Origin of the sequence: Paenibacillus azoreducens (assembly GCF_021654775.1) — a bacterium.
Taxonomy (GTDB): domain Bacteria; phylum Bacillota; class Bacilli; order Paenibacillales; family Paenibacillaceae; genus Paenibacillus_AQ; species Paenibacillus_AQ azoreducens.
In genome coordinates this window covers 2,050,231-2,076,218 of the sequence record NZ_AP025343.1, presented here as the reverse complement: position 1 = coordinate 2,076,218, position 25,988 = coordinate 2,050,231, and the positions used below count along the sequence as shown (strand labels likewise).

The 25,988-nt window shown below is 42.8% G+C and carries 23 protein-coding genes; 1 reads left to right on the top strand and 22 read right to left on the bottom strand.

Annotated elements, in window-relative coordinates; all coding sequences use genetic code 11:
• Positions 1-17: 17 nt before the first annotated feature.
• From tgt to L6442_RS08860, 7 genes are all read right to left on the bottom strand, one after another.
• A complete protein-coding gene (gene tgt, locus L6442_RS08890; RefSeq protein WP_194232336.1) occupies positions 18-1,157 on the bottom strand; it encodes a tRNA guanosine(34) transglycosylase Tgt in 1,140 nt (379 codons plus the stop codon).
• A gap of 38 nt (positions 1,158-1,195) precedes the next feature.
• On the bottom strand, positions 1,196-2,224 hold the full coding sequence (gene queA, locus L6442_RS08885) for a tRNA preQ1(34) S-adenosylmethionine ribosyltransferase-isomerase QueA (RefSeq protein ID WP_212979765.1): 1,029 nt from the start codon (positions 2,222-2,224) through the stop codon (positions 1,196-1,198).
• A 7-nt stretch (positions 2,225-2,231) separates the two neighbouring features.
• Positions 2,232-4,340, bottom strand: coding sequence for a SpoIID/LytB domain-containing protein (locus tag L6442_RS08880; RefSeq protein ID WP_237100272.1), 2,109 nt, complete (start codon positions 4,338-4,340; stop codon positions 2,232-2,234).
• A gap of 91 nt (positions 4,341-4,431) precedes the next feature.
• Entirely contained in the window at positions 4,432-5,436 is a 1,005-nt protein-coding gene (ruvB, locus tag L6442_RS08875) for a Holliday junction branch migration DNA helicase RuvB (RefSeq protein WP_212979830.1), read from the bottom strand.
• Between the two features lie 37 nt (positions 5,437-5,473).
• Positions 5,474-6,088 carry a Holliday junction branch migration protein RuvA gene (gene ruvA / locus L6442_RS08870; RefSeq protein ID WP_194232340.1) on the bottom strand — a complete coding sequence of 205 codons (615 nt, stop codon included), beginning with the start codon at positions 6,086-6,088 and terminating at the stop codon, positions 5,474-5,476.
• The gene (gene ruvC, locus L6442_RS08865) at positions 6,085-6,588 is read right to left on the bottom strand and encodes a crossover junction endodeoxyribonuclease RuvC (protein WP_194232341.1); all 504 of its coding nucleotides are present in this window, start codon (positions 6,586-6,588) and stop codon (positions 6,085-6,087) included. The genes ruvA and ruvC overlap by 4 nt, the downstream gene beginning before the upstream one ends.
• Before the next feature lie 179 nt (positions 6,589-6,767).
• The gene (locus tag L6442_RS08860; protein ID WP_212979763.1) at positions 6,768-7,673 is read right to left on the bottom strand and encodes a LysR family transcriptional regulator; all 906 of its coding nucleotides are present in this window, start codon (positions 7,671-7,673) and stop codon (positions 6,768-6,770) included.
• Positions 7,674-7,790: 117 nt separating this feature from the next.
• Here L6442_RS08860 and L6442_RS08855 point away from each other — a divergent pair, with 117 nt between their 5' ends.
• Complete coding sequence (locus L6442_RS08855; RefSeq protein ID WP_212979762.1) at positions 7,791-8,858, top strand: branched-chain amino acid aminotransferase; 1,068 nt, start codon at positions 7,791-7,793, stop codon at positions 8,856-8,858.
• A 265-nt stretch (positions 8,859-9,123) separates the two neighbouring features.
• Here the strand turns inward: L6442_RS08855 and L6442_RS08850 are convergent, their stop codons facing one another.
• From L6442_RS08850 to L6442_RS08780, 15 genes are all read right to left on the bottom strand, one after another.
• Positions 9,124-10,200 (bottom strand): Gfo/Idh/MocA family protein, encoded by a 1,077-nt coding sequence (locus L6442_RS08850; protein WP_272880325.1) that lies wholly within the window; start codon positions 10,198-10,200, stop codon positions 9,124-9,126.
• Between the two features lie 223 nt (positions 10,201-10,423).
• Entirely contained in the window at positions 10,424-11,020 is a 597-nt protein-coding gene (locus L6442_RS08845) for a 4'-phosphopantetheinyl transferase family protein (RefSeq protein ID WP_194232345.1), read from the bottom strand.
• Positions 11,010-11,441, bottom strand: coding sequence for a 3-hydroxyacyl-ACP dehydratase FabZ (gene fabZ / locus L6442_RS08840; protein WP_212979760.1), 432 nt, complete (start codon positions 11,439-11,441; stop codon positions 11,010-11,012). The genes L6442_RS08845 and fabZ overlap by 11 nt, the downstream gene beginning before the upstream one ends.
• A 49-nt stretch (positions 11,442-11,490) precedes the next feature.
• Positions 11,491-14,517 (bottom strand): amino acid adenylation domain-containing protein, encoded by a 3,027-nt coding sequence (locus tag L6442_RS08835; RefSeq protein ID WP_212979759.1) that lies wholly within the window; start codon positions 14,515-14,517, stop codon positions 11,491-11,493.
• Entirely contained in the window at positions 14,517-15,248 is a 732-nt protein-coding gene (locus tag L6442_RS08830) for an SDR family NAD(P)-dependent oxidoreductase (protein ID WP_212979758.1), read from the bottom strand. Before L6442_RS08830 ends, L6442_RS08835 begins: the two co-directional genes overlap by 1 nt.
• 26 nt (positions 15,249-15,274) lie before the next feature.
• On the bottom strand, positions 15,275-16,312 hold the full coding sequence (locus L6442_RS08825; RefSeq protein WP_212979757.1) for a beta-ketoacyl synthase N-terminal-like domain-containing protein: 1,038 nt from the start codon (positions 16,310-16,312) through the stop codon (positions 15,275-15,277).
• 1 nt (position 16,313) lies between these two features.
• The gene (locus L6442_RS08820; protein ID WP_212979756.1) at positions 16,314-16,751 is read right to left on the bottom strand and encodes an acyl-CoA thioesterase; all 438 of its coding nucleotides are present in this window, start codon (positions 16,749-16,751) and stop codon (positions 16,314-16,316) included.
• Positions 16,744-17,922, bottom strand: a complete 1,179-nt coding sequence (locus L6442_RS08815) for a beta-ketoacyl-[acyl-carrier-protein] synthase family protein (protein WP_212979755.1) — start codon at positions 17,920-17,922, stop codon at positions 16,744-16,746. The genes L6442_RS08820 and L6442_RS08815 overlap by 8 nt, the downstream gene beginning before the upstream one ends.
• A 3-nt stretch (positions 17,923-17,925) precedes the next feature.
• Entirely contained in the window at positions 17,926-18,213 is a 288-nt protein-coding gene (locus L6442_RS08810) for a phosphopantetheine-binding protein (protein ID WP_194232352.1), read from the bottom strand.
• Positions 18,214-18,228: 15 nt separating this feature from the next.
• Positions 18,229-18,906: an ABC transporter ATP-binding protein gene (locus L6442_RS08805; protein ID WP_212979754.1), complete on the bottom strand. Its 678-nt coding sequence runs from the start codon at positions 18,904-18,906 to the stop codon at positions 18,229-18,231.
• 15 nt (positions 18,907-18,921) lie between these two features.
• Positions 18,922-20,817 carry an ABC transporter permease gene (locus L6442_RS08800; protein WP_212979753.1) on the bottom strand — a complete coding sequence of 632 codons (1,896 nt, stop codon included), beginning with the start codon at positions 20,815-20,817 and terminating at the stop codon, positions 18,922-18,924.
• Between the two features lie 718 nt (positions 20,818-21,535).
• Positions 21,536-22,564: a site-2 protease family protein gene (locus L6442_RS08795; protein ID WP_194232355.1), complete on the bottom strand. Its 1,029-nt coding sequence runs from the start codon at positions 22,562-22,564 to the stop codon at positions 21,536-21,538.
• A 49-nt stretch (positions 22,565-22,613) separates the two neighbouring features.
• The gene (locus L6442_RS08790) at positions 22,614-23,939 is read right to left on the bottom strand and encodes a radical SAM/SPASM domain-containing protein (RefSeq protein WP_194232356.1); all 1,326 of its coding nucleotides are present in this window, start codon (positions 23,937-23,939) and stop codon (positions 22,614-22,616) included.
• Between the two features lie 4 nt (positions 23,940-23,943).
• Positions 23,944-24,888, bottom strand: a complete 945-nt coding sequence (locus tag L6442_RS08785) for a hypothetical protein (RefSeq protein ID WP_194232357.1) — start codon at positions 24,886-24,888, stop codon at positions 23,944-23,946.
• Positions 24,889-25,277: 389 nt separating this feature from the next.
• Complete coding sequence (locus L6442_RS08780; protein WP_237100271.1) at positions 25,278-25,943, bottom strand: BofC C-terminal domain-containing protein; 666 nt, start codon at positions 25,941-25,943, stop codon at positions 25,278-25,280.
• Between the last annotated feature and the right edge of the window lie 45 nt (positions 25,944-25,988).

The following is a 25,988-nucleotide window of genomic DNA, read 5'->3' as shown; positions in this document are numbered from 1 at the left end:
CAAAAAAGATCCCTGGCTTAGAAACCTTTATCATTTTCATGAAGCCCATACTGTTCAAAAAACTCATCGCGAAAATCAAGCAGCCTGTCTTCCATGATGCTTTGCCGCACTTTCTTCATCAAATTGATGAGGAAATGCAAGTTATGATACGTCGTCAGTCTCAAGCCAAATGTCTCGTCGGCTTTAATCAGATGCCGCAGATAGGCTCTTGAATAGTTCCGGCAAGTATAGCAATCGCATGCAGGGTCAAGGGGACCAAAATCTCTGGCGTATTGAGCGTTTCGGACCACGAGCCGTCCCTGGCTTGTCATTGTCGTTCCGTTACGTGCAATCCGAGTCGGAAGAACACAGTCAAACATGTCCACTCCCCGAATCGAACCCTCAATCAGCGCATCCGGAGATCCGACGCCCATCAGATAACGCGGCTTGTTGTCGGGAAGCAAAGGAACGGTATAATCCAACACTTCATACATAAGCTGCTTGGACTCTCCAACGCTGAGTCCACCAATAGCATACCCCGGGAAATCCATGGAAGTCAAATCACGGGCGCTTTGTTTGCGCAAATCTTCATACATGCCGCCCTGAACGATGGCAAAGAGCCCTTGGTCATGCGGACGCTTATGGCTTTGGAGGCAGCGTTCGGCCCATCTGGTCGTGCGCTCCAGCGAATTTTTCACATAATCGTATTCCGCCGGATATGGCGGGCATTCATCAAATGCCATCATGATATCGGAACCGAGCGCGTTCTGAATTTCCATCGCTACCTCGGGAGAAAGAAACAGCTTGTCCCCGTTCAAATGGGAGCGGAAATGAACGCCTTCCTCGGTAATTTTGCGCATTTCGCTCAAACTGAACACCTGGAAACCGCCGCTGTCGGTCAAAATCGGACGGTCCCAATTCATAAACTTGTGAAGTCCCCCCGCTTCCCGGACGATATCATGCCCGGGACGAAGGAATAAATGATAGGTGTTGCTCAAAATGATTTGCGCATCCATCGCTTTGAGTTCTTCAGGACTCATGGTTTTGACCGTTGCCAACGTCCCCACCGGCATAAAGGTGGGCGTTTCAATCACACCATGGGGAGTGTGGACGCGGCCAAGTCGGGCTCCTGATTGTTTGCAAGTTTTGATATGTTCATAATAAACTGCTGCTGTCATTTATATTACCATCCTCTGTAATTCCGCTATAACCGGACTTAATAGATAAACATCGCGTCGCCGAAGCTGAAAAAGCGGTACTTCTCTTTGATGGCTTCTTCATACGCATGCAAAATATGCTCCCTGCCCGCCAATGCGCTGACCAGCATCACCAGCGTAGACTTCGGCAGATGAAAGTTCGTGATGAGAGCATCCACCACCTTAAATTCATACCCCGGATAAATAAAAATATCCGTCCAGCCGCTGCATGCCTCAAGCGGTCCGTCCATATAGCGGCTTCCTACCGTTTCCAGCGTCCGGCATGAGGTAGTGCCTACCGCAATAATTCGTCCGCCACGTGCGCGCGCCGCATTTAAAATATCGACCGTTTCTTGGGAAATCGAATAATATTCCGAATGCATCACATGATCCTCAATCCGGTCGACAGAGATCGGACGAAATGTGCCAAGGCCGACATGGAGAGTTAAATAGGCAATCGTGACGCCTTTGCGGCGGATTTCCTCCAAAAGCTCTTTGGTAAAATGCAAGCCCGCCGTCGGCGCAGCCGCAGAACCCTCATTCCGGGAGTAAACGGTTTGATAACGCTCCCGATCGTCAAGCTTTTCTTTGATATAGGGAGGAAGCGGCATTTGACCCAAACGGTCTAAAATCTCCTGGAAGATTCCCTGATAGGAAAACTTCAGCACCCGTTCTCCCATATCGCCTTCCTCTTCGACCGTCGCCTTAAGTTCGTCCCCAAAGACGATAACACTGCCCGTTTTCAGCTTTTTACCGGGTTTTACGAGCGCTTCCCAGCGGTCTTCGCCGAGATTTTTTAAAAGCAGCACTTCCGCTTTGGCGCCCGTATCCTCTTTGATTCCGAACAATCTTGCGGGAATCACCCGGGTATCATTCAGTACAAGCGTATCTCCGGATTGAAGCTGATCAACAATATCTTTAAAGGTATGATGGGCAATAGCCCCGCTGCGCTTGTTCAGCGTCAGCAAACGCGATGCCGTACGTTCCAGCAGCGGAGTCTGGGCAATCAATTCCTCTGGCAAATCAAAGTCATACATCTCTACATTCATATTTGTGTCATTCCTTAACAATAGTAACGTTCTGATAATAGTGTTTCAATATATCCTGGTAGCCATACCCTTCATCCGCCATCCCTTTAGCTCCCCATTGCGAGAGCCCGAGTCCATGACCGTAACCTTTGCCCACAAACCAGAAGCTCGAGCCGGCGTCGGTGCTGCGCGCGTTAAGGTCTCCGTTCATGACGACGGTCTCGCCGCCTTTCACCGTGCTTTGTCCGGAAGCCGAAAGCACCGTCGTATCGGCCGAACCGGAGATGTTAAGAGTTGTGCCGTTTGCACCCAGTACAGTATAGCTTCCAGTTTGCACAATATCAAACAACGTGCTTGGAAGTCCATTAAAAGCGGACCGTAACAGATCCGGATACTTTACGTCAATGATCTGACCGTTTGCTTTCATCTCCGTAACCCGGCCGGAAGGTCCCCGTTTGGTTACTTCCAGCGTAGTGATCGTGGAAGGAACCGGAGTTGCAGTTTTGCCTTTCAGGCTCTTTACCAAATCGGCTGATGTGTATGGCCCGCGAATCCACGAATATGGGCCCGATTCCGTAACCTTCTCAAGTACAACGGCCGTATCGCCCGGATTCATTTTGGCTACGGGACTTGCATCGGATTGGATGAGCGGCAGCGGACGGACATTCGTATCCTTGGCCGTTACCGTCATTTGGGCCAGTCCGCCCTCCGTAACCGTTTCGGTTTCGGTTTCTTTTACGTTATCCTCGCGGACAAACCCGGATTTGCCGGAGGAAAGCAAAATATGATACCACATTTTCTGGCCTTTAATTGCCGCTTCATCGCCTTCGCTCGGTACGCTCGCAAACGCGTCCCCTCCGCTGTTCCACACTTCGGACGGATCGGCAGTAACCCCGCCGGCATTAGATGAAAATACGGCTTCAACCACTTTTCCGTCTTTGAGTATAACCTCTCCCTGAGTATCGTCGACAGCCTTAATCACGTTTTCCGACTCGGACGAAGTTCCGTTGTATACTTGGCTTAGCGTCGTGTCAACGACGTCGGCGATTTTAAATTTACTGCCTTGGCTGATTTGATACTCCGCATAACTGCGACCCGCTACCGCCTGGGCTTTCAAAGCTTCAGCCGGCCATGAGGCAGGCACTTCGCCGCCGACGACCGAATACAGATATTGCTCGAATGGAACATCATTCACCAAAGCCAGTTGGCCGTTTAAGGAACTGATTTCCATCGCGCCGCGATAGGAACGGTTCGATTTTTCTTTCACCTTGAGTTCCGATCCCGCACTCTCAATCCAGCCTTTGGCCTCGCTGCCGCTAAGCTGCAAATGCTTAACGGCTTGGCCAAGACTCACATCCTCGCGGATGATAAAGGCCGGAAGACTGGAGTCGGCATTGGATAACTTTAATTGCGGAAGAGCAGCGCTGACGCTGCTGCTCAGCGCCGCCAGCTGCTTGTCGTTTGCTTCTTCGCCGATCCAGGCCTCATAGCGGCTGCCGCCATCAGGCGTCTGCACCAAAGCAGCCATGGCGTCAAATCCTGCCGCTTTGATCGTGCTTACCGCAGCCGCGGCTTCGCTCTCGGAGGCGTATGTACCTGCAGTCAAATGTTTGGCGCCTTTGGCGGCAGGCGTTTGTCCATTCAAATATGCTGCGGCGGTCTTGGCTGCTCGTGCTGCTGCTGACACGGCTGTCTGCTCATTGGCATAATATCCGGTGTATAGTTGATAAACTTGTCCCCCGGCGGATTGTACTGCAAATAATATCGGCTTGTCGGCCGTGGCCGCGAGTTTTTTATAGGCCGCGGTAGCGGCAGACAGATCTTTCGTTTCAAGCACCTTGACCCGGAAACCGTCGACGCTGAATCTCGCCTCTTCTCCTGCCGCCAGCGTTATCAGGGAGGTTTGCCCCGCCGCTGCATTAAATCCCGCCGTCCAGGCTTTGCCGGAAGAGATCGTTACCGCCCCTGTTGTGGCTTTATATGTGCTGCCCAAATCCATATACAATCCGACGCGAATATGTTCAGCCGTCTTAGCGGCCGCCTCGCCAGGCACCTGCAAAGTCCCCGCTACCAATAAAGCGGCAAGCAATCCTTTGCTGCACCATGAAACAACTTTCGGTATCGTTACGTTTCTCACTCTCTTATTTCCTCCTTGCATCCCATGAAGTCTTTTAGAGGTAGTTCATTATTATTCAGTTGAAAATTGCTGTATAGCTTATCCCCTACGGTCAGCGCAGCTCCGGCATCGGGAGTCCCAAATGCTGGTACGCCGCAGCCGTAACCATTCGTCCGCGCGGCGTCCGCTGCAGAAAACCGATCTGCAGCAGATACGGCTCATAGACATCTTCGATCGTCTGGCTTTCTTCCCCGATGGTTGCCGCGATCGTATCCAAGCCGACAGGGCCACCCCTAAAGCTGTTGATCATTGCCGTAAGCATTTTATAATCAATCTGATCCAATCCCCGTGGATCCACCTGCAGCATTTTCAGCGATTCCTCTGCAACGGCCGGCGTGATTACGCCGTCGCCGCGGACCTGGGCATAATCACGCACCCTGCGCAGCAGGCGGTTGGCAATCCGCGGTGTCCCCCTGGAGCGCAAGGCAATCTCTTCCGCAGCGTCACCCACGATTTCAATCCCGAAGATGTCCGCACCCCGGGACACAATGTAGCTGAGCTCATCGACCGTATAAAACTCCAGCCGGCTGACGACGCCAAACCGGTCGCGAAGCGGTGCGGACAACAGCCCGGCGCGGGTCGTTGCCCCGATGAGCGTAAACGGAGGCAGGTCCAGGCGCACGGAACGCGCGCTCGGGCCTTTGCCAATCATAATATCGAGCGCAAAATCCTCCATCGCCGGATACAGCACCTCCTCCACCGTCCGGTGCAGGCGATGGATCTCATCGATAAAGAGCACATCGCCTTCCTGCAGATTGGTCAGCAGCGCTGCCAGATCCCCCGGCCGTTCGATCGCCGGCCCCGACGTGGTACGCAAATTCACGCCAAGCTCATTGGCGATAATATTGGCCAACGTCGTTTTGCCAAGGCCCGGAGGGCCGTAAAGCAGCACATGATCCAGCGCTTCGTTGCGCATTTTCGCCGCTTCGATATAGATTTTGAGATTTTCCTTAACCTGGTTCTGTCCAATATATTCATTCAAATATCGGGGGCGAAGGCTGAGCTCCACCGCCTGGTCTTCCATCATTAAATTGGCCGAAATGATCCGGTCTTCCATTCGTGTCGCCCCTCTTTCCTCAGCTGTCCATCCCTGTTCAACCTGCATAGAGCAGCTTTAACGCCTTTTTCATCAATATGTCCACCGAATCCCCAAACGCCGTATCATCCTTGATCTTGAGCCATACACGGTCAAGCTCCGCATCCGTATACCCCAAAGCCTTGAGACCTTCCCGCGCTTCGGACCAGGCCGAACCATCCCCTGCTTCCGGCTCCGGTACGGCGAACAGCCCTGTTGCAATGACTTCCGTGCCGAAACCGTCCAGCTTGTCTTTCAAATCAAGAACCATGCGCTGGGCGGTTTTTTTGCCGATTCCCGGCAGCTTGGTCAGGAATGTAATATTCTCCTGGTAAATGGCCGTGACCAAATGCTCCGGCGTGCCTCCCGCGAGAATGCCCAATGCAACTTTCGGACCGATGCCGGATACCTCTATCAATTTGCGGAACAGCCTCTGCTCTTCCCTGGTCGGAAAACCAAACAGCAGCATGGCGTCTTCCCGGACGTGGTGATGCGTATATACGGTCACCGGTCCCTCCATTTTGGCAAAAATAAATGGATTAGGGCAGAATACACGGTATCCCACCCCCTGAACATCAACCACAATATATTCATTCTCCAGATGAGCGACAGGTCCTCTTAAAAAATCTATCATTTTCGCAATACCTCATTTATTCTCGAATTTAACGTATACGAATGGGCGTGGCAGATTGCCACCGCCAAAGCATCCGCTACATCATCGGGTTTGGGTACGGCCTGCAGCCGCAAAAACATCCGCACCATTTCCTGGACCTGCTTCTTCTCGGCTTTGCCGTAGCCGACGATGGCCTGCTTGACCTGCATCGGCGTGTACTCCGTCACAGGCAAACCGCGCTGGGTCGCAGCCAGAATCAAAACCCCGCGCGCCTGGCTGACCGACATAGCTGTCGTTACGTTCCGGTTAAAAAACAGCTTTTCAAACGCGACGCTATCCGGTTTATATTTGTCTATCAACTGCAGCATGGCTTCATACACATGCAGCAGCCGCTCCTCATCGGGCGTATGGGCTTCGGTTTGAATACAGCCGTATTGCACCGGAGTCACTTTGCTCCCGGCTTTATCGATGAAACCAAAACCAACAATGGCAATCCCCGGGTCAATTCCTAAAATGCGCAAATGATTTCTCTCCCTTGAACTAAAGCGAACATATGTATTCGTTCTCTTCATTATAATGTAAAACTTCATACCAAGTCTATGTCCGGGCAGAAAAGAGTATTTTTGCGCTAGTAGGTAGATCTCATTGATAGACTAGCTTCGAATCAATTTCATAATAGATTTAAAGCACCCTGCTTACATTATGAATTTGCTTCCTCGTCAACCGACTTGGACGGATTGTAGGTGTGGATAAGCTCACGGATAAAAGCGGCCACCGAGGCGTTCATGAATTTTTGCTTGCGGTAAACGATGCCTACTTTTTTCTGCGGAACCGGATTTACGATCGGGATGATTTGTACATCCGCATGCTGCATTAAATTCAAATAAGTCCTTGGCAGAATCGTTCCCCCGACGTTGAGCCGTACAAGCTGCAATATGGAATCCATGGTGGAAAGCTCCATAATCGGCTCCATCCGCAGCCCGGCTTCTTTGCTGTAAACATCAATCATCCGCCGTACCAGAAACTTTTCCGGAAACAGAACCAGCGGTTCTTCCGCCAGCTCTTTCATCATAACGGACTTTTTCCCTGCCAGAGGGTGCGTCCCTGAAACCGCAAGACAAAGCTCCTCCGTGTAAAGCTCCATACTGACCAATTGGTCATCATCCAGCGGCAAAAATACCACGCCAAGATCAAGTTTGTTATCCAGCAGGCCTTTTTTCGTTTCTTCCGTTGCAAGCTCAAGCACCGAGATAGAGATGCCGGGTATTTTGCGATGAAAAGAAATCAGCGTTTCCGTAAGCAAATGATTGCCGGAGCAGCCAATGGTCAATTTGCCGCGCGCCATCCCCTTAAGCTCGTTGATTTCCGTTTGGGCCTGTTCAAGCTCGTGAAAAATATTCAAAGCATGTTCTTTTAACGTCTGTCCGGCTTCTGTAAGATAATTTCGTTTGCCGATTCTCCGAAACAAAGGAGTCCCGATTCTTTCTTCGAGCAGCCGGATTTGCTGGCTGAGCGTCGGCTGGCTGATACCCAATTTGGCAGCGGCTTTGGTGAAATGAAGTTCCTCGCATACCGCCAAAAAATACTCTAGCAGACGAAAGTCCATGGTATAATCCTCCACCATAGTTGATAACTATTATTTTAATTGATAACATTGAATTGACCAATCATTTTTTGTTAACTATAGTAGATGTATTATAATGTAAGATGGGAGCGCGTATCCATGAGCGAGGAGATCAAAGTTCAGTTAACCGCAACACCAGGGGAAAAGCCGGATAGTCAAAAGCTTGGCTTCGGCAAATATTTTACGGACCATATGTTTGTGATGGATTATCATAAGGACAAAGGCTGGCATGATCCCAGAATCGTACCTTATGCACCGATCGTGATGGATCCTGCGGCGATGGTATTCCATTACGGCCAGGCAGTATTTGAAGGCATGAAAGCCTATTTGACGGATTCCGGCAAGGTGCTGTTGTTCAGACCCGACCAAAATATGCAGCGTTTGAATTGCTCCAACGACCGTCTCGGCATTCCTGAAATCGACGGGGACTTTGTCATCCATGCCATCAAAACCTTGATCGAAATCGATAAAAGCTGGATTCCAACGGAAAAAGGCACTTCTTTATATATCAGGCCGTTTATCATTGCTACGGAACCATGCCTTGGAGTACGTTCATCTTACACCTATCAATTGATCGTCATTTTGTCGCCTGTCGGCGCCTATTACTCCGGCGGTCTGGAACCCGTTAAAATCAATGTCGAAAGCGACTATACCCGCGCCGTTCGCGGCGGAATCGGGTTTGCCAAAGCGGCCGGCAACTACGCCGCAAGCATCAAAGCCCAGGAAAACGCCAAAAAAGATGGATTTTCCCAAGTGCTTTGGCTGGATGCCATTGAAAAAAAATATATCGAAGAAGTCGGAAGCATGAACATTTTCTTTAAAATCGGTGGTAAAGTGATTACTCCGGCCATCAACGGCAGCATCCTGAAGGGTGTCACGCGCAGCTCGGTCATCGCCCTCCTTCAAGAGTGGGGAGTCCCTGTGGAGGAGCGCAAGCTTTCCATTGATGAAATTTTTGAAGCCAGTCAGCAAGGCCTGTTGGAGGAAGTATTCGGCACCGGCACGGCTGCGGTTATTTCACCGGTCGGCGAGCTGCATTGGAAAGAACACACCATGAAGATTAACGAGGGTAAAATCGGAGAACTTTCCCAAAAGCTTTATGACACGATCACCGGCCTGCAATCCGGTAACTTGCCGGACACGCGGAACTGGACCATTACATTTTAAACGACTGAAAAATGAGGTATTCCAGGAGGTCATTACGGCCGAATGGAGTACCTTTTTTAATCCGCTTAATCCCAAAGATGACATGAATCAGACTGCATAACACCCCCTCCCACTTCTTCTGTCATGAAAAAAGACCATCGAATTCCTTCGACGGCCACTGAAAATCAAACTTATATGCTGTTTAATTTTAGACCAAGGTTCCCCTTCACATTAACCAGGGTTATCCTTCATGCTCGCGACGATCGGGAATACTTTTGGAATCCCCTTAGTTTTTAGGCTCGTAGATATCGAAGTCTTTTACTACCTCACGGGTACGGGCCGCTTTAAACACATTTTCAATCAGGTTCAAAACGCGCAGTACTTCGTTGTTTTTAACGATCGGTTCCGCCTCACCTTCCACGACATCCGCAAAGTTGTCATAGAAGCTGCTCTTATGCTGGAATGGCTCTGGCAAGGACTCCGTCAGAGTTGCTTCTTCGGAAGGCGGAGCCATCGTTTTGGTCAATCCGACACCGGCTTTGATCGGCTTCGGTTCAACTTTTCCCACCTCGCGGTTTTGGATCACCGCTCTTCCCTTCAGCGACCAGTCTTCGATAACGGCCGTTCCTTCGGTTCCCTTCACATACCAGCGCGGAAGCGTAATGAAGTTGGTGGTGCCTACCTCGGCAATCGCAGTTACGCCATTTTCAAATTCCAACGTAGCTTCGAAGCCATCATCTACTTCATCACCCAAAATAAAGCTGAGGCGGCTGGTTACGCTTTTGATGCGACTGTCGATCATAAACACGAATTGGTCAAGCAAATGAACGCCCCAATCCAGCAGCATTCCGCCCCCATAAGCTTCCAAGTGACGCCAGTCGCCAGGAATGCCGTTAGCACCATGCACCCGGGATTCGATCTGGAACAGGTCCCCGATCATGCCTTTGTCATACATTTCTTTGATAATCAGGAAATCTTCGTCCCAGCGGCGGTTCTGGTGAACCATCAAGACGCGTCCGGTTTCCTCTGAAACCGCCATCATTTCTTCGAAGTCCTTAACAAACATCGTTACAGGCTTCTCGCAAATAACATGTTTTCCATGTCTTAACGCCGTGATAACAAGCTCTTTATGAACATCATTTGGCGTTGCAATCAAAATAACATCTACGGCAGGATCATTTAATACAGCTTCATAATTTTCATAGGCCGGGTAACCGTCTTCTTCGGATACTTTCCGCCGTTCCTCCAAAATGTCATAAGTACCTGTGACTTTCAAACGCGTGTTGTTTGCGATCAGTTTGGCATGGTAACTTCCCATACCTCCATACCCGACAATAACGACTGAATGTGTATTTGTGCTCAAGATTTTCCCTTCTCCCTCTTGTTTTACGGAACTTGGCTCATTCCGGCTGTTATCCACAAATAGCGGATGGCGAATAACCATCCCCGATGCTGCTCCTTTAACCAGTCCCGCAATACTATTTTGATTATGGTTCTATCGTAATTGAAAACAACAGACTTTAAAATGAAGAATATGATAAAAACATGAACAATCCGGTCATTTTTTTATAAACTTTATATTTGCGTCAGTCATACTTCACTAATCTATAATTTTTTATCTGACCACAAATAAAGCAATGATATCCCTCAAAATAATATAATGGCAATATATCAATTGTTCCTATTCTGTTCATTAAGTGATCATTTTCGATTACGGTAAAAAATTGGGGGCTTTTTAACATGCCAATCCCTAAATACTTTGAATAGCTTTCTTTTGCAGACCAAATTTTAGTTAGCTCCCAAGGCCGTTTTTCTAAATAAAGCTGTTCTGCTTCATGGAAAAAAATACTGCATTCACTTTTATAGCTTCTTTCTTTTGCCCATTCGATATCCATACCAACAGGATTGGATGAAACGGCCATAATCCAGTAATCTTTAGAATGGCTTACGGAAAAGTGGACGGGACTAGCGCATTTACTTTGGCGATCCCATTCCACATAGGGTTTTCCGTACTTCGTTGTTAGAATACGAAATTGATCATTTTCTGCATGGAAAGCGGCATTTTGTTTCTGAAGATAATCCAGTATGATGGTCTGTTTTATTTTGCTGTAATAACTGAAATCATACTGATTACTCATGTAGGCAATCAATATTTCATCATCATTATTGCTATTATGCATCATTTTTAGTTACTCTTATAACTCCTTTAGCTGCCAGTTCATCGCCGACGTAGGCAGTTACTTCCGCTTCAATGATATTGTCCCATGTCATCTTGCATGTTGACTCTAAAATAATTTGATCACCAGGAGTAATTAGACGGTAAAAACGCATGGACTTGATTCCGGCCAGATACCCGATCAGGCTCTCAGTATCTTCATTGGGCTCATAGGCATACATAATCCCTGTAACTTGTGCCAATGCCTCTATTAATAGGACGCCCGGAAAAATACTTTTTTCAGGAAAATGCCCGGAAAAAAAGGGTTCATTATTACTAACGTTTTTAAGGCATTTCACATACTCATTTTTTTTCACTTCCACAATTCGATCAACGAGCAAAAACGGATATCGATGTGGAAGTATAGCTTTTATATCTATGTTTTCCATTCCCATAATCGTCCCTTATTCATATTTGATCTTAGGCTTTAGCAGCTTTTTATCGTACTATTTTTTTATTAAGATCATGGATAAAACGGTGAATGAATCGATCAGAATATTTACCGCGATTAAATTTAATCTCCCATCTCATTCCACCATTTTCTTCAATTACGCCAAAATAAAAATCTCTGTTCGTAATATCAGGATCTATATTCATCGTCTGTATATGCACGGCTTGGTCTAATATCTCATTTCGAGCAATCCAATCATTCTGATAATTAAAACAGATATCAAATAACTCCCCGTCAGATATGTCCGACAGAGGCATGAGCTGATATAATTTACTCAGTGAAACGTCCTGATTTTCCATGATATCTAATATCTCTTGTTCAACCTTATTCAGAAGCATGCCATCCTTGCCGTTAGTCATGTTGATGATTAAAGGCAGGACATTGGTAAACATGCCCAAGATCCCGTTATCATATCGATAATTTCTGCCAGGAAAATAGCAACCGATAAGCAGTGTTTCTTGGCGACTATATTCGGAAACCACCTTCAAAAAAGCAGAAAGCAACACCACAAAGATAGAGGTAGCATGTTTGGCAGCCGCATCTTTTAGGCATTCGTAGATTTCGGTCGTGCAATTTGTTGTGATAACATCGAAATGGTTTTCCCCGTAAGAATCGGCTAATATACATGTACGAGCAGGCTTGTTTTTCATTTTTTCTTTCCAATATTCGATGCCTGTCTCTGCGTTCATATCGTTTCTCATACTGAGGTAAGAAAAAAAACCTTTTCTTTCGGGAAGTTCCCCCGTATGATAATATGCCTTTAAAATATCATCGATAAAGTATTGAACTGAAATATAATCAAGCAGTATATGCTTTATATGTAAGTAGAGACATGAAGTATCGTCATCCCATATGAATTCAATCATTTCTTTGCGATCCAGCGAGAACATCGACAGATTCGATAAAATATGCTCTTGTTTCCGCTTCGTTTTGATCTCTATTCGATGATATTCGTCATCCAATTTCATAAAATAGCGGTTCCCTTTTTTCAAAAAACGAACATAAAATATTTCATTTTTTGACATAACCAGATTTATAGCGTTTTTCATTCTCGATACATTTATGGATTTGCGGAATATCAATTGATACAATAAAGAAAAACGATGAATATCTAGCTCCTTGGGTGCGCTTTTCATGAGTTTGTGTTCTTCAATGATAAGCTTCTTTTGAGGCTCAATGACAGGTATCAATTCCTTGCAGCTTCTATGAAACGAATGGTTGCAAGAACCTTGGTCTGCTTGCAGATTTCCCAAGTAGTTTAAAAGATTATTTAAGTTCTTGGATTGATATACTTTGGATATGTCGACATTCAAATCAAACTTATCGTTGATACCGCTAATGAAAGCTAGCAAGGTTATCGAATTGCCGCCCATTTCAAAAAAAGATCGATTTAGATCATCAATCTTGCAATCTAGCAGCTGACAGAGCATAGAACTAGCATAAGCGCTTACATCATTGGGGGATTCCCCCTCAAGATCGCATGCAAGGCTTCGAAGCTCAGCATAATCCACTTTTCCATTATGGGTCGTTGGAAACTCGCTGCAGTACAGTATTTCTTGTGGAATCATATAATAAGGCAGCAATTTTTTTATTTTATTTCTTATTTCATCCGCCTTATATTCTCTCTCTCCTGTATAAAAAGCGCTTATCCGTGAAAAACCAAATTTATCTTTTTCAACCAGCACTTTAACTTCACTAATTCCTTCTATACACTCTATTGAATATTCAATTTCTTCAAGCTCGATCCGGTATCCATTTACTTTATGCTGTCTGTCTTTTCTTCCAATGAACTCATAGTTTCCACTTTCGTCCAGTCTTACCAAATCCCCCGTTCTATATGACTTTATCCCGTTAGTTACTTGAAAGGGATTGGACTTTATTTCACATTTACCGATATAACCGTTCCCTACACTATCCCCCAAAATAACAAGCTCTCCAACCTGGCCTGGCAAGCACTCATTGGAATAATCATCTACGATTCGCAAAAAGCTGTTTTTAGTCGCTTTTCCGATGAATACTTTGGAATACTTTTCTATATTGGATCTATCCAGTATAAAGTAGGTAACAAATATCGTGCATTCTGCTGGTCCGTACGTATTATAAAGCTTGAAATTCGGATATTCGCTATTGTTTATGATATTTTTCGCCAATTTGTAACTTAACACATCTCCAATACAAAACATCCTTTTCACTGTTAAACGGCTTCCTAGATGAAGAGTGAGATAGTTATCGATCAGCCTTACGTAATTTGGCGTTGCATCCATAAAATCGATCTGATTTTCAGATAGAAAATCAACAATATCTTTACCGGTTTGTTTTTGTTCATCCGAAAATATATAAAGATGATATCCCTTAAATAAGCTAAAAAATATCATGAGCACGCTCATATCGAAAACAAAAGGTGAAATAACGGCCGTTCTTAACCTGCTTCTACCCTGGAGTTCAAAATTGCCATTGGTCCAATGTTTATACAATCCAAGCAAATTAAAATGACTGACTTCCAAACCTTTAGGCTTGCCCGTGGAGCCTGATGTGTAGATAATATATGCCCCGTGATGTACGTCATGAATATAGGGATTCATAGGAATACCGCACCCGGAATTTTCCAATATATCGTTTAAATAAACAAGATGTTCAATTTCTCCATGATGTATCATTTCCGGTTCGTCACAAAGAACTAATTTGACGTTAGCGTCTGAAACCATGAACTTTATTCGTTCCATAGGATATTTTTTATCCATAACCATATAAGTATGTCCCGCTTTTAATATCCCAAGCATGGCGCTAATGGATTCTTTTGTTCTGTCCATTAGTATGCCTACGATTTGATTCTCCTTTGCCAGATGATTCTTAATATAATAGGCGATGTCTGAACTTGCCTGATCCAAACCTTCATATGTATAGGAACCATTCTGATCCGTAACGGCGATTTCCTTAACATTCGTTTTTACGGCTTTTTCAAAATAATGTATAATAGAGCAGCTCTCCAAATTCGCAGCTTCACGAAATGACACTATAATCTGCCTCCATCAACCACTAATGTCTGAGCCGTTATATAAGATGCATCATCGCTGTATAAAAAGTACACTGCTTTCGCTACTTCCTCGGTTCTACCCAATCGCTTCATAGGGATTTGGGCAATCGATTTTTGAATTTTTGGGTTTTCCATATTAACCATATCTGTCTCGATAAAACCGGGGGCTACTGCGTTAACTCTAATTTTTTTCTCGGCAAATTCCCTTGCCATCGATTCCATTAACCCGATCATGCCTGCTTTCGATGCGGCATAGTTCGTCTGCCCAGCATCCGGTCTAATTCCGCCCGTAGAGCTTATAATTACGATGCTGGCCCCTGACTTCATGTCCACGATGGGGAGCAAACTTTTTATGACATAAAAACATCCATGCAAATTCGTAAGAAGAACTTCCTCAAAACTATCATCCTCCATAAGGATCATGGCCTGGTCGTTTACGATTCCCGTACAATAAATAATTCCATGCACCTTACTGCAGTTATGTTCAACAAATTCAACAAAGGTTTGAATCGAGTCTTTGCTTGTTACGTCCAAATAATGAGCTTTGACGATTACATCGTCATTTTTACAATTCTCTATGGTTGCAAGCGCATCACTCTCAGATTTGCAGTAGCTGAAAATCACGTTACAATCTTTAGAAATGAACTCCTCTACGATTGATTTTCCAATTCCCTTCGATCCACCGATAATTACGATTTGTTTTCTGTCCATGCAAGCTCCTCCTAGTTCATGCTGGGCTATTTCTCTAAAACAGCAATAGAATAATTGCCGGTAATTTCAGTTGATAATACAGCCACTTTGCCAAAGCAAGAATATTGTAACTGTTTAGTATTTAGACTGGGCGGTATCGTATTGTTCTCAAGACATAATTTGGCTACAAGCAGCTTTAGTCCTAAGTCGCATCCTAGAACATTTCCAAAAAAATCATTACATTTATCGATGATGATGCATTTGGCAGCTCGATCAGACAAAAATTCATATTCAAATTGTCCAAGGGCAGAAGTTCTATCATTTATGATTACGGCATCTACTTGGTTATTTTCAAAAAAAACTTTCAAATAATCACCCAAGCGACTTTCCTTCACTTTATCTTCCGTTATATGCTCATAAGGATTAAAACCCAATCCAAATGAAACGACTTCAGTCAATTTAATATTGTCACTTCTGTCTTTTGAAGCTCTGGCTAATCCAAAAACGATAGAAGCTTCACCAATGTCACTCGATTTCAGACCATTTTCTTCGAGCGACTCTTTTAACTCCTCATTATATTCTTCTATTGAACCGGCAAGGATTAAATCAGCCTTGTTCTCTTCAAGTATCAGTTTTGACAGCATAAAATGATTGGAGCCTAATAACATTGTACTTGGGCCTGTAATTTTCAACTCCATCGCTATATTTCCTAAACAAGCATTATGAACGGTGTTCATAAATACGGTCGGACTGCAAAAATCCGGTTCATCCTGAATCATCTGTTTGGCAAACTCCAGATTCGTCTCCAAAGGACCGTAACCGGTCGTAAAAATAGCCCCCACTCTGTTTCTATCCATTTGTGCAAAAGCATCGCCGATGTTATTCACACTTGATACAGCTGCGCATAAGCCCAATTGAGAAAATCTGCTCATCTTCCTTGCTTTTCCGGGAGACACCACCGATGTAAAGCTAATTTTCTTATTTAATTGAGTCGCTGTTTTGTTGCCAATTATATTCGTCCATATTGTATTTTCATCATTTCCGGCAGGTGTCACCATTCCAGTTGTCATTATATTTATATCCATATCAACTTCTTTCCCCCTGCGAAATAAGCTCTTGATATCTATTCTTCAATGAAACAGGTAATTCCAGCCTTAATCTATTGTCATGATCCGTTACAACATGAATTGAATAACCTCTGCAGGCAACGGATTTATTTTGATAAATGGCAAAATCAAATCGTATTTTCACTTCATTTTCTATTGAAAATTGAAGTTCAATGTCAAGTAATGTATTAGCGAAATACTTCACAGATCTGATGTACTTTATGTTTACTTCCGTGACTAGAAATTTATCATATGCTGCTGCAACATCGGTTGCAAAAAACTTGGGGTCTTTCATAAAAGCCAGCTTTGCTTCTTCGGCATAGATCAAATATCGACTATGATGTATAATTCCGTATGCGTCCATATCTTCAAATCTAGGAGCAATGCTAACATTGTATTTTATCGTTTCATTACTCATCTTTGTACGCTCCAATTAGAATACTTGCAGCATTGCCGCCAAATGCAAAAGAGTTTGAAAGTGCGTATTTTACTGGTTGTTTTATACCTTTATCCTTCACGAATGTTATCTTCGGATGATCGAATTCAACATCCATACTGTTAATGGTTGGAAAAACAGCTCCTTCAGATACGCATAGAACCGTCGCCGCCATTTCGATCGCACCTGCCGCAGCAAGACAATGCCCTATTAACGATTTCGTTGAAGATACATAATAATTTCCGCCCAGCTCATTCATAGCCTTAACTTCCATTTCATCATTAAGAACGGTTCCTGTACCATGCGCGTTGATATAGTAGATATCTTCGGATGCCAATCCGGATTGTTCGATCGCCTGGCTCATAACTCGATAAGCCCCCTTGCCTGTTGGGTCTGGGCTTGTTGGATGGTATGCATCATTTCCTAATCCGTATCCAATGATTTCACCATAAATTTTTGCATTCCGGCTCTTCGCAGCTTGTAATTCTTCCAGTAAAAAAAGAGCTCCTCCCTCTCCTATAGATATGCCGCTTCTATTCTTATCAAACGGTTTACACGGTTCTTTACTTAAGCTTTGCAAAGCATGGAAGCCATAACTTGAGAATTCTGTTAAGGGATCTATTCCTCCGGCAACAACCATGTCGGCATTCCCCGCTTTGATTAACGAAAACCCGGTTCCAATAGCCGTTGTTCCAGCTGAGCAGGCTGATGTATTTGTAAAGATCGGACCCTGAATCCCCAGTTTTACCGGTAATTTATGAAGATTGCTTTTGGAAAGAGCATTTACAAGGATCCCCTTGACATGTGCGGTTGTATAATCATTTGTACCTACTGAAGTTGCAAATGAAAATCCGGCCTTATAACCAAACCCTCTTATATCGTCTACCGTGATTCCTGAATCCAATAATAAATCCGTACATAAATCATCAAAAATATTTTCCAATCTTGTATCCTGTTGAGCGGATTGGATCTCATACACATATTCCTTCTGAACTTGTCCAAAATAATCTGTCCTCAATTGATCAGACGGGAAAAGATTCGTTTTTCGTATTCCGCCTACCCCATTTAGCGAGTTTTCAAAAAATTCATTTTTATCGTTACCATTAGCTGCGATTACGCTCATTCCCGTTACGACGACTCTCCTCGTTTCCATCACTTACACCACCGTTTGATTTACATGGCTATCTATGAATGCTGCAAGTGTCGAAATACTTCTCATCGCTCCTTTATCTTCGTCCTTCAATTTCAAATTGTATTTCGACCGCAATGCTACAACAATTTCCAAAGCATCTACCGAATCCAACCCCAAGCCCTCATTTTTTGTGTCCTGGCTTAAAAACAAAGGTGCATCATAATTAACGTTATCTTTATCTACATCCTCTAATCCCAGAGCATCTATCAGCATATCCAACACTTCTTTACATCTTTCATTCACATTATTCATACGACCGCCTCCATACTAGATAATATTCCCATCCATTAATGTTATTTTTTGATCCCCATAGTCATTAATTTCTTTATTATGCGTAACTAAAATAACGGTTGAATGATTTTCCTTCATAATATCTTTCAGACATTCCATAAATAAAAGGCTATTCTTATAGTCCAAATTTCCAGTTGGTTCATCAGCAAAAATAAATTCCGCTTTAGAAATAAAAGCTCGGATAATCGCTATTCGTTGTTTTTCCCCGCCGGATAAAGATTGGATTTCCTTTTTTCTGATTTTCCCCAGCTTCATTAGTTCTAAATACCAATCTATTTTCTGGCTGATTTCCGGGGTTATCTTCTTTTTTCGAAGCGTGTAATTAAGCGTTATATTTTCTTCGACATTCATAAAACCAAATAAATTCAAGTGCTGATAAATAAAACTAATGTTCTCTAATCTGAACAGATCTCTATCATTTTGCTTTAATTTGTAGATCGAGTTGTCAGAGTAGAGCACCTCTCCCTCGGAAATGTTCAGCAAACCCGCAAGCGCATACATGAAAGTCGTTTTTCCCGAGCCTGAAGGGCCGGTAACCGTTGTCAATGTGCTGCTTTCAATCTCGCAGTCGATGTGGTTCAGGATATTTCTCTCGCCACTTCCCTCAAAAACGGTATACGTCAAATTGCGTGCAACTATACTCGATTTCTTCATACATATTCTCCAAACCTAATTTAGTATCGTTAAATGATTGGTATAATCGGGCCGAAATGCCTTTTTAATAGACAAGCCTGCCGCGACAAGACCGACTGTCAATACGATCAGGTAAGTCATCAGAACCGGGCCCCATGGTATAACGGGATCTACTTGAACATCGATATACTCCAGAACCATCGTGATTCCCACACTTATGAACGCATAAGCCAATACGGTTCCAAACAGGAAGGATTGGGTAACAATACTGGCAACTTGCCCGATATAGGATATCTTTAATGTTTTCGAAGGGACTCCCAAGGCTCTAAACCTGCTTATATCAAACACATTATTACTAGAGGTCGTGGTTAAAAAATGTATAAGCATCAAAACAGAAATCATGACGACTGCAAAAGATGACAATTGAAATATCTCGGTCCCTTTTATCGCATTTTTATAGCTATTATTCGCTATGCTTTCCTTCTCTAAATACGTTTGATGGAGAACATTCGGGTCCTCTCTCATACTGCTGACCAGTTTCTCATTCCCCTCAAAAATATACATTGAGTTAACCAGGTCGGCTTGCCCCATTAATTTTTGCAGATATGCCTTGCTTACAAAGCCATATCTTCCTCTGCTCCCATTGGCTATAAACCTTCCCTCGACAACAAAATTCATTGTATGGCCGTTTAACGTCAGCTTGTAGTCGCTGCCAATATCCTTGTCTGGAATAAAATAATTCGGCAAATATATTCCATTGAAATTTTCATTGCTTAAATTCATCGTTGGATCTGTTCCATCCGTTAAGGCGAACTTTTCCCCATATTTTATGTAATCAGGATCAATTCCAAAAACGGTGTTAACAACGTCATCCTTATCTTTCGCTTCCAGATTAATGCCATAGGCAACTTTAGCGTTAGGGTCGATCATTTTGATTTTGGTACGATAATCTTCTTCCGTCATCCTTTGTTTAACCTGCTCATTCACGATCATATGCTGAAAATATACATTTTGTTCCACTGTTTCTCTAGTTATGACTCTCGCAGTGTTAAACATACCCATAAGACCTATGCTTACCATAATCCCAACAATTAGAGTCGAAAGAATCGGATCTATTTTTTTGTAGTTTCCCAAAGTGTTCCCATGGCTCATATAAAGGGGTAATATTTTCATTTTCACCCCGATAAATTTTAATATGTATTGAACACTGATGAGAATGAGATCAAATATTAAAAAAGCACCGATTAAAGGCAAGAACTGTACAAGCGGATTGTCGTCCGTTTTGAAGATCAATCCTGATAAAATCAAAGCGATTCCAATTATCCCCTTAATCAGGTCTGTCTTTGTCAGCTTTCTGACTCGCCCTGCTTTGTACGGACTCCGGAGCTCCTCTACCGGATCGAATCTGACCAATTTCCTAAACGTGATAGCTAAGCAAATTGTTATTGTTAAAAGATGCATCATAACGGAACCAATCAAAATCGGGGCATTTATCCATGCTACGGACATATCATTTTGAATACTGATCCAATGGAACGCAGCTTCCGCTAAAACAATGCCGATTGGAACAACGATGATTTGCGCCGGCAAGGCTTCCTTCATATATAGCTCAACTAATTGCTTGGCTGATATCCCTGCCAATCGAAGTTGTATATTAAATTCCTTTCTGGCATGAAATAAACTCTGATGAACGATTCTGATCACCCATAGAGAGAACAATATAATCATAAGCGATATGACAATCAACGCCGTTAAATACGTCATCATATTTTCGTCTCTTGAAATAACCTTCGTTTGTTCTCTTACATTCAAAATCTCCACCACTAACATGGAAAATACACTTATTACAATGAGATTCATAATCGATGTTATGATCGAAACGAAGATTTGTTTTTTATTGTTTTTTTGTAGGTTCCACATGATGCTTTTCACTCTTTCACCTTCTCTGGTTAAGACGTTAGATTCGAAAAGGAGATATCCTTAGTGCTTCGGGGTAATCCCTGTCCGCAGTCTCCTCAGATTGTCAATCCAATATCCATGTAGAATTAACATCTGAGGAAGAAAGCGAACGCGGCATGTTTACAGATTAGCTGCAGCAGCTTACGCATCCCGTCCAGCTAGCTGTGACGATCTCTTCAACTTCTTCGAATAGTTCCAGATCAAAGACTTCCATTTCGACTTTTTCTTCATGATTTACTGCCATACTCTATCCCTCCTTTTTATTCGTTTTACAGCGTAAGCTTTACATTCCGACTACTTATGATGGAAATGACGTTATTAATTGCAGCAGTTTGCGCATCCCGTCCAGCTAGCTGTGACGATTTCTTCAACTTCTTCGAATAATTCCAGCTCAAAGGCTTCCATCTCGACGTTTTCTTCATGATTTAATGCCATACCCTATCCCTCCTTTTTATTCTTTACAGTCTAAGCTAAACATTCCGAAATCTTATGATGGAAATGACGTTATCAATTGCAGCAGCTTGCGCATCCCGTCCAACTAGCTGTGACGATTTCTTCAACTTCTTCGAATAATTCCAGATCAAAGACTTCCATTTCGACGTTTTTTTCATTGTTGGTCATCCTATTCCCCCCTCCTTTACAGTTTATTTGGGATTATAAAAAACAGCAGATAACGCTGTTTTTTAACGGATTAAAAAGCTTTCTTTACTCGTTGAAGAAATTTAATAGACATCAAGGCAACGAATACCGATAAAACGACGTACATAATCCATTTCGTAATATGAAAGAGACTCGAAATATAATTGATCTGTATATATATGTTGACTATTCCATTTAGATAGAGGCCGATTAATAACCACCCGCACAGCCTGTAGGTATTCCTGAGATTTATTCTAGCTTTGCGTAATTTTGAATTGAGATATTTATAGCCCTTCATCCTTAAATCCATCACACCCACAACAGTAGTAAACATAAAGTATCCATCTGTCATGCCAAACAAGCCAACATTTGTAATGATTGTGCTAATATTAGCTAGAATCCATATATCAATGACAGCCCCAAAAAAAACTGTTGGAAAGAATGCTTTCAACCCGACGCCAATTGCCGCCATGAGCAAGTTCATGTATACGCCACCAGCGATGACAATCAGCTTTTGACGCTGAGTCTCTAGATTTATGCCGAGATATTGGACTAACACAAGGGGATAGATAAAAAACCAGCCTAAACTGATGCTTGCTATTTTGACCCCTTGAAACCAAGCTGCGATACAGTGGCCAAGCTCATGAAACGCCATTATTAATGGAGGAAAAAGGATTATTGTTAATAAAATCTCCCAAATCCTCATGTTCACATAATCGATGTTTGCAGGCATATAGTTTCTATTAAAGTAACAGAAGCCAGCCATAAAGATCGCGCTCAAAATAAAGGCCCATGCGCCAAACTTATTATTTCCAATGGCTTTAGAGCTGCTATTCTTGGGACATATTCGAAATAATACCTTCCCCATTTTTTTAAATTCATTAAAGGTCTCTTTGCTAGATACCACGGATGTGTCCAAGTATCCGATCTTATCTAAGCTTTTGCATATTTTTATGTCCTCGTCGCTAAGATCTTCAGTCGGAATATCCTCGCGTTTATATTTGTCGATAAAGTCGGTCACTTTGGATACATAATCCCCGCTGAATGTCACAAAACTATTTTTCTCTTTAATCCCAATCATTAGTTTCTTCCCTAATAGAGTCCTGTTCAAACAGTAGCATACATCTTCTCTAACTCTCATACGCTACTTCAAGCTCCTTTTGAGCCCTATTATATTCAATCACCTTTCTGTTAATTTGTTCTTTATGATTCGGATACTCATGAACCAGAAATGATACGATTTTGCGTGTGTACGTATTGATCAGTAAGCAACGTTCCTCTAGCACATCATTCAATTCTCCCTTAACATTAAAGACCAATGCTTTGCACCACGCGCCACATACTGTTTTTGAAATACAATCTTGACATTTTGTCACTTTCAGGCGATTCATCTCTCTTACCTTTTTGAACCAAGGATTATTGGAGAAATCATCTTCCGCATTTAAATCATTCATATTTATTGCAAATTCAGGGTTGCCGGCGAAACCATGGCAAGGAAATACGTTCCCGTCAGGAGTGATTGAGAAGGAATATCCAGCTGAACAATCCCTGTGTACTGTTCTGGTCATGATTCTAAGGAATAATCCCATGAACATTCTTGGCACCTTGGAAATGTCTTCGTTTAAAATTTTATTGAGATAATATTCAGCCGTTTCTTCACAATAATCGGTATACTTTTGAACCGTTTCGGGGTCCTTCATATCTATTCTGTGGCGCATATCTGCTGTGCTTACAGGTATTAGATCATAATTATTAATGGGCAGGCTCTCCATGCCCTCATACCATTCTTTAGCCATTCCTTTTTCATATAGATCCAGATGCTGCTTCGTAAACGTATACTGGGTAATTATGTTCAAATCATTTTCTTTGATTTGTTTCAAGTTATCAATCACCTGATCGTAGGTTCCTGACTGATTCACTCTTATTCGATTGCTATCATGAGCCGCTTTAGGACCATCTACGCTTGTCCCGATTATGAAGTTGTATTCTTTTAGAAAAGCCATAATTTCAGGATTCATAATTGTTGCATTGGTATTCACCGATAAGCTTGGAATCCGATCTTTGCTATAAGTTGAATATAAGTACTTTACAAATTTTCTTATTTCTTTGAAATTAATTAACGGCTCGCCCCCAAAGAAAGATATCGATGATATTCCGTCAAACATACTGTACATTTTCGTATACGCCTGTACATAATCATCGAAGGAAAAGGATTTTTTCTCATTAATCACACCGAAAGATCCACAGTCGGCAAAACAATATTTACATCGCAAATTACATGTGGTCGTTGAAAGAAAGATAAGGGTGGGTCTCCAATCTTCACGTCTTTTTTCGATACCGTCACCGACGGAAGGTTGGTTCTTATTTTTAAGCATGTCCGGGTGTAATTCTTTCGCTTTGTAAATTGCTACGTGTTCATTATCAAACCAAAGACCTTCTTCAATTTTAAATAACATAGTTTCACACCTTAATCGTCATATTGGTAATCATTTTATTAAATGTGTACGTTTCTATGTTCTTGATGTCAGTCAAAGTATGTTCGATAAATAGTTTATCTAACGGTTTGTTTTCAACAACGAGTCCTCTTAAATATCTCCCCAATTTCCTCCAAAGATTTCCTGATTGATATAAGAGGTTTATAATCTCTTCATCAACAAGATATTTATTTTTTAGAGCATTGGAAAATTCTCTTCTGTAAAAAAAGGAACTTCCGTTAAGCATGCTTTGAAAAAAAACAAATTTACTCACTTTATTAAAATCATCATCCCAACCTTCAATTAATTTGTCCTTCACTGCATCGTAAAATGAAATACCTCTAGTCCACCCTCCTTTTTCATCAAAGTAGGTGTCGTCCACAAGTAATTCCCTTAGATTGTTTGCCAGACATTCTGTAATCATTTCTTGGGGGACAAAAGTATCTCGTATGTAAACAATCCGTTGGGATACATAGAGTGGCTTAATCTTCGTATTGGATAAATGGTAGAAATCTCTCAGGCTAAGCCTCTTGGTTATGAATTCATCTTCTTCCACCCCCCTTAATACGATCTCTCCATCATTAATAGAGGTAACAGTGTATGAGCTATACAGATTGATAAATTGAACAACATTTTTTTGAAAGTGCTGAATTTTGTCGAAGTCGATGTGCGGAAGGATAATCAATACTTGATTCAACAAGTTTTTGTCAAATTGGAGAAGTTCGTCGATTGTTAAAATCTCGTGGTTTATATGTAAGCGCTTAAGAAGGTCGTCAACGAAAAGAATACCTCTGCCTTGAAGCATAAATAACTGTTTATCTGCATAGTTACTCATGAACAACTGGTTGTTTAGCCCCGTGCATAAAACGGCATCATCGTAGTCTATTCCTTGCATTAAATCGATCAGCAATAGCAAATCACAACTGTTCAAAACGACCAAATCCTTTTATTCTATTGGGTTTAGAGAATGGCGCTGTTTGTTATCCGGATATCTGTTTGATCAAATAAGCTAGCCTCTACAAAGAACTTTACTATTTACCCCTTGGAAAAGTCAACGCAAATAGTTACTATATTCCTATAAAAAATATACATTTCATAATTTGTTCAATTCTTCCAATATATTTAGATATTATTCTCCCAAGAGATAAGAGTCCCAAAAGTTTAATGAACCGACCTCACGTCAATTATCCGAAGGGACGTTACGACTTTGTTCGACAGTATTAATATTGCAAATCAAAAAAATCCACCCCCGGTGATTCCGGGAGCGGATCTTGATTTTACGGATTTGGATGGAAGCATAACTAAAGAAGTAACGGAGGTCTAACCTTTTCGTGCATAATCACTGAATGTGGACAATACGCTGTTATATTCATCAATATCTTGAATACGAATGCCATCGTACAGATGTCTCAAAGCATCTTCGGGTAACGAGGACTCTAGCGAATTAATATCCAATTGGAAAAACGTCCTGATCACCTTTTCCTGTTCAGGAGGGCCATCAAATAAAGATAAATTCCCGTCCTTGTCCATGCTCATGTATGCCCGTTGTTTACACGTCGGCGATAGGTCCGGAATGGTTTCGTTCAATACAACTTTTCCCTGGCCTTCGAATTGCCCTTTCCAGGTCGGATGTTCATTGAGAAGATTATAAATTTCATCCGTGTTTAATTTGCCTAATGCGCGTTCTTCTACTCCGCAAACATAACTATGGCGGACCACGACCTCATTGATTTGTTTGTATTTGTTGAGTTCATTCCAAAAGTTTGGATCCGCCGACTTATCCACCCCTTCGGATTGCTGATATTGTTGAAGCGTTTCTATAGCTACTGGCGGTGTGCTGCTTAGCAGGCTTTGAACTTTATCAGGCAAATACATGCTGACCCACACCATCGCAACGACCAGTGAAGATAATCCCAACGTTAAAGACCGGCGTCTCCACCGACGCCATTGTTTCTGCAGCTTCTTTTTGATCCAAGATGCATTCACGATAATCCCCTTCTATTCCCTGTCTTTTTATCTTATTTTTGCCTG